This window comes from Alkalibacterium sp. s-m-28 (assembly GCF_054658175.1).
Map to the genome: position 1 here is coordinate 1 of NZ_BAAGIQ010000115.1, position 5043 is coordinate 5043.

Below are 5043 nucleotides of genomic sequence, written 5' to 3' on the forward strand. Positions count from 1 at the left end.
ATGTTGTTATGGTGACTACATTTTACCAAAGAGAGGTGTCTTTTTGTGTGTTTTTTGATAATTATTTATAAGAAGTTTCAATAACCGCAAGGGTTAAACCTGGATATTCAACTGCAAAACTTGAGTTCTTTAACTAAGACTAAACCCGAATCACTCGATAAACGACCACCTGTATGCGAAATGATGATGTTTGAATTGAATTTTACCTGGTTTTTGTGTAAGCTAATCATGAAGAGAACTCCTTTCTTATGGTTGGTTTAGACACCTTTACCATATCATAATGGGGTTCTTTTTTCATCACTTAACAGGTGAAAATGAAAAAGTAAATTTAAGCTGCCGTTAGGCAGTTGGCACATGTTTCAACGAAAAGTATGAATTGTTCAGGTACAAATCACAAAGCAAACGGACTCTGTATATCTGGAAAAGAGGGACATTCCTAAAGAATATAATCCAGAGGGACCTTATGGTTTTGAAGTATGGAAGGATAAATTTTCAAATGATATAAAATCAAGTTATGAGGATTTACACAACACTCTACTTTACACGAATCAGAAGCAAGAATGGTCAAAAGTAGAAAAGGTATTCTCACAAATAGATCAAGTTCTCAAAGAAATAGAGGAGTAAATAGTTGTAGTCTAAATCGCACCTTATCTAATAGGGTGCTTTTTTCATGCTCAAAATAAATGGAGGAGATAAAAATGGGACTAAGTAATTTAAAATCAAAGTTCATGACCAGAAACGATTGTTACACTACAGGAAGAAAGATCACGCCTAAAGGCATCATGGTCCATTCTACTGCCACACCTGGTGTGATGGCCGCTGACTGGTTCAGCCGCTGGAATAACTCCTATAAGGCTGGCGAAATCAAACGGCAGGTCTGTGTCCATGCCTTCTTAGACGATAAAGAAGTCTGGCAGTACTTGCCTTGGAACCATCGAGGTTGGCATTCAGGAGGAGATGCCAATAATACCCACATCGGTTTTGAAATTGTGCGCCCAGATAGGGCAATGTCAACAGCGGTTTAAGGTGCCGCATAGTAAGATAACGCTATTGTCAACCTGTCCAACCGAAAGGCGAAAGCTGACACGGGAACATAGCATGGCAGGAAAGCGGTAAGTCATCTAAAGGCAATCAGATGCGACTGAACTGCAATGACAAGTGGATATGAGGATAAAACTGGGTTTGTTGAACGTAAGTTTCGAGTTTCTGTTAATGCCCGGACAGAGGAAATTTGCCTGTAACCTCTGATGTGAATGTAATTGCGTACAGATTTCGCGCAATTGGTTATCATTTAATTCACATGACCTGTTGGAGAACCAATGGTAAAGAAACGAAAACGTATCCGAAAATCCACATACCTATTGGCATTGTTAACTGGGGATACCCTAAACAGAAACGCCGGAAACGGCTATAGCTAAAGGGCTTGAATATTCTGCATGGGTACGGAGCTTCCATAGTAGTCCGCGAGGGGTAATGACCCTTACATGGCGAAGGGAAGCAGTTGTTACGCGCCAAAATTTATATTGATTAGGGAGGAATACCTCAATGAAACCAACAATTGAGATTTTGGAGAGAATGAATCAAAACTCAAATCGCAACAAGAATGAAATTTTCACGCGGGTTTACCGTTACCTGCAAAGACCAGACATCTATTTTCTTGCTTACAAAAATCTGTATGCCAATAGTGGCGCAGCAACACCTGGTGTCGATAATGACACAGCAGATGGCTTCAGCGAGGAAAAGATAGAGCTTATTATCCAAAGTCTGACAGATGGAACCTATACACCTAAGCCTGTACGTAGGACGTATATTGCAAAAAAGCAAAGTAATAAATTACGTCCTTTAGGACTTCCGACATTCACTGATAAATTGGTTCAGGAAGTAATCAGAATGATTCTAGAAGCTATTTATGAACCTACATTTTGTGATACTTCCCATGGCTTTAGACCTAACAGAAGCTGTCATACCGCTCTAGGAATGGTATCAAAAGGATTCAATGGAGTGAAATGGTTCGTCGAAGGTGATATCAAAGGCTGTTTTGATAACATTAATCACAATGTGCTCGCTGAATTGATAGGAAAGAAAATCAAGGACGCGCGTTTCAACCAACTTATTCGCAAATTCTTAAAGGCAGGATATATGGAAGATTGGCGATACCACAGTACATATAGTGGGACGCCCCAAGGTGGAATAATTTCACCTGTACTAGCCAATATATACTTGCACGAGTTGGACATGTTTGTTGAACAGCTAAAAGCTAAATTTGACAAGCCCTTACCCCGAGGCAAGAGAACACCGGAATATTCAAGGCTACGAAGTAAAGCAGTCCGCTTGAGAAAAAAAGTTAGAAAATGCGGATGAGCACCAAAAGCCGGCACTACTTGCTGAATTACGACAAACCAGAGCGAAACAGCTTTCAACCCCTAGTAAATTACAAGAGGATAAGAAAATTAAATATGTGCGTTATGCAGATGATTTTCTTATCGGGGTTATCGGAAGTAAATCTGACTGTGAATGGGTAAAATCGGAACTGAAAACATTTATCAGAAATACGCTGAAAATGGAACTCAGTGAAGAAAAAACACTTATTACTCACAGCCACAACAAAGCAAGATTTCTAGGCTATGATGTTTGTGTAAGGCGCAACAGTCAAATCAAACAAGGTGGAAATGGGTATACCAAAAGAACGCTTAACAACAAAGTGGAACTCACGGTTCCATTCAAAGATAAAATTGAAAGTTTTCTGTTAGATAAAGGTATAGTGAAACAAATTAACGGTAAGTATCGCTTTGTCCACCGCCCAAGCTTGCTACAAATCACGGAATACGAGATTGTTTCAACCTACAACGCAGAATTGCGAGGAATCTGTAACTACTACCGAATGGCAAGTAATTTTAACAACTTAAATTACTTTGCTTACCTTATGGAGTATAGTTGCTTAAAAACACTTGCAGCAAAGCGTAAAAGCAGCATTGCCCGAATTATTCGCGTGCATCAAGATGGGCAAGGGAAATGGTGTGTACCATATAAGACGGCTAAAGGTGAAAAACGACTCTATTTCGCAAAATATTCTGATTGTAAAGGGCAAAGTTCATTTAGTGACAAAATACGTAATGACGCAGTTATCTATAGTCATAAACGTAACCCTTTTGAAGATGGATTAAAAGCAAGAGTTTGTAAGTTGTGTGGAACAACCGAAGCGACACACTATGAAATACACCATGTTAAAAGGCTCAAAGACTTGAAGGGAAAAGCTCCATGGGAGAAATACCTAATAGCGCGAAACCGAAAAACTATGGTGGTCTGTCGAGATTGTCACAAAGAAATCCACAGAAATTGAGTTTTGAATAATTGAGTAACAATGGAGAGCCGTGTACATCGAGAGGTGTAAGCACGGTTCGGGGAGGGGTCTGCGCAAACCTGTTGTAGAAATACAATAAGGCGGCGCTTTCCTACTCTACTGTGAAGATAATTTAACCGACAAAACTTACTTTAATAAAGTTTATAAAGAAGCGGTGGAACTTGCTGCTTATCTTTGTAAACAATACAAACTAACGGAGAAAAATATCATCGGCCATTATGAAGGGTACCAGAAAAAAATCGCTAGTAATCATGGCGACCCACGTCATTGGTTTTCAAAACATGGTAAGTCAATGGATACGTTTAGGGCAGATGTGAAGAAGGAATTAGCGAAAGGTACGTCAACATCTAAACCATCAACTGGTGGAAAGAAACTATATCGTGTACAGATTGGTGCGTATAGTATTAAAAAGAATGCTGATAAGCAACTAGAAAAAGCAAAGAAAGCTGGATTTAAAGATGCGTTTGTGAAATATGATTAGACTAAAAAGCATCCGATGAAATAGTCGGATGCTTTTGCTTTTTAATAATTACAAGTTTTACTATTTTATACAACTGGGTCTGGTCTTTAAATGAGTTACTACTCTAAATAATTTTTAAAAATAGTTGATGCAATATTTGTTACCATTCTTACATCGCTAGAACTTTCAACAATCCTATATTTATCTGATTCATTTAGTTCTTCCCAATTAGGAATTATGGAAACATCAATGCCTCTAAATTCCATTAATTTTTCCGGTGTACACTTTTTAATTTTGATTTTAACATTATTAATTTTATCATCGAGATCTATATTGAGAGGCTCAATAGTATCGGTGCTTATTATCCTTAGCATTAAATTAAAAAGAATATCGGAAATCATTTCATACATTTTTAGGCAAGTTTCATTCTCTGTTAATGGATAGTAAATTTCAGTACCATCTTCAGTAAAAATTAAATTATACTTAGACAAGTTACTATGTGATAAAAGATTGCGAATTATTCTTATGCCATTATTTTTATTATTAAGAAAGTCATGTTCTATCTTTGTTATAGTGCCATTATCTCTCAAGATATCTATAACATCGATAAGTCTTGCATCATAATTTTTTAAGCTGCTTTTGAATATATTTTCCATTAGATTAAATAAAAAAATGAGTGAGACAAATCCATTTCCAGAATCCTTCTCTGCTACATCTTTGCAATAGCTTAATAGATTACCGTAATATTTCGAGTGTTGCCAAACATAATCTATTGTTTCTGTTTTTGAAAAAAATTCTTTATTCATAAGTTCCTCCCATACGAATTTTGAAATATTACCTTAAAATTATCTGTGTATTGTTTTGCTAATTGTCTATCTACAGAAATTGTTAAGTGTTCTTCGTTTTGAGAAGCCGTTGGCGTCCAATTAAAAGAACCATGTAAAACAATAGAGTAATCAATGATACAGTATTTTGAGTGGAGTCGATTAAAATTATTAAATCCGTAAAAGACAAGCAATTGTCTAAAAAATCATTTGCCTTAGAAAAAATTGTATGGTAAATTTATATAAATGAGAATGATTATCATTATTATTTACTCAAGTTTTGCAGTTGAATATCCAGGTTTAACCCTTGCGGTTATTGAAACTTCTTATAAATAATTATCAAAAAACACACAAAAAGACACCTCTCTTTGGTAAAATGTAGTCACCACAACAACATT

The 5043-nt window shown here is 36.5% G+C and carries 4 protein-coding genes and 2 pseudogenes; 4 read left to right on the forward strand and 2 right to left on the reverse strand.

All coding sequences use genetic code 11. The features are described 5' to 3' along the window. The first annotated feature begins 698 nt into the window (after positions 1-698). From ACYQ4S_RS10675 to ACYQ4S_RS10690, 4 genes and pseudogenes are all read left to right on the forward strand, one after another. Positions 699-1025 (forward strand): peptidoglycan recognition protein family protein, encoded by a 327-nt coding sequence (locus ACYQ4S_RS10675; RefSeq protein WP_346024217.1) that lies wholly within the window; start codon positions 699-701, stop codon positions 1023-1025. Between the two features lie 520 nt (positions 1026-1545). Beyond that, positions 1546-3340, forward strand: a pseudogene (locus ACYQ4S_RS10680) (reverse transcriptase domain-containing protein). Positions 3341-3488: 148 nt separating this feature from the next. Beyond that, positions 3489-3614 (forward strand): annotated as a pseudogene (locus ACYQ4S_RS10685) (peptidoglycan recognition protein family protein); the annotation flags it as partial. 39 nt (positions 3615-3653) lie between these two features. Continuing rightward, positions 3654-3842 (forward strand): SPOR domain-containing protein, encoded by a 189-nt coding sequence (locus ACYQ4S_RS10690; protein ID WP_346024353.1) that lies wholly within the window; start codon positions 3654-3656, stop codon positions 3840-3842. Positions 3843-3940: 98 nt separating this feature from the next. Here the strand turns inward: ACYQ4S_RS10690 and ACYQ4S_RS10695 are convergent, their stop codons facing one another. Beyond that, positions 3941-4627, reverse strand: coding sequence for a hypothetical protein (locus tag ACYQ4S_RS10695; RefSeq protein WP_459771063.1), 687 nt, complete (start codon positions 4625-4627; stop codon positions 3941-3943). Then, positions 4624-4839 carry a phospholipase D-like domain-containing protein gene (locus ACYQ4S_RS10700; protein WP_428830602.1) on the reverse strand — a complete coding sequence of 72 codons (216 nt, stop codon included), beginning with the start codon at positions 4837-4839 and terminating at the stop codon, positions 4624-4626. The genes ACYQ4S_RS10695 and ACYQ4S_RS10700 overlap by 4 nt, the downstream gene beginning before the upstream one ends. Between the last annotated feature and the right edge of the window lie 204 nt (positions 4840-5043).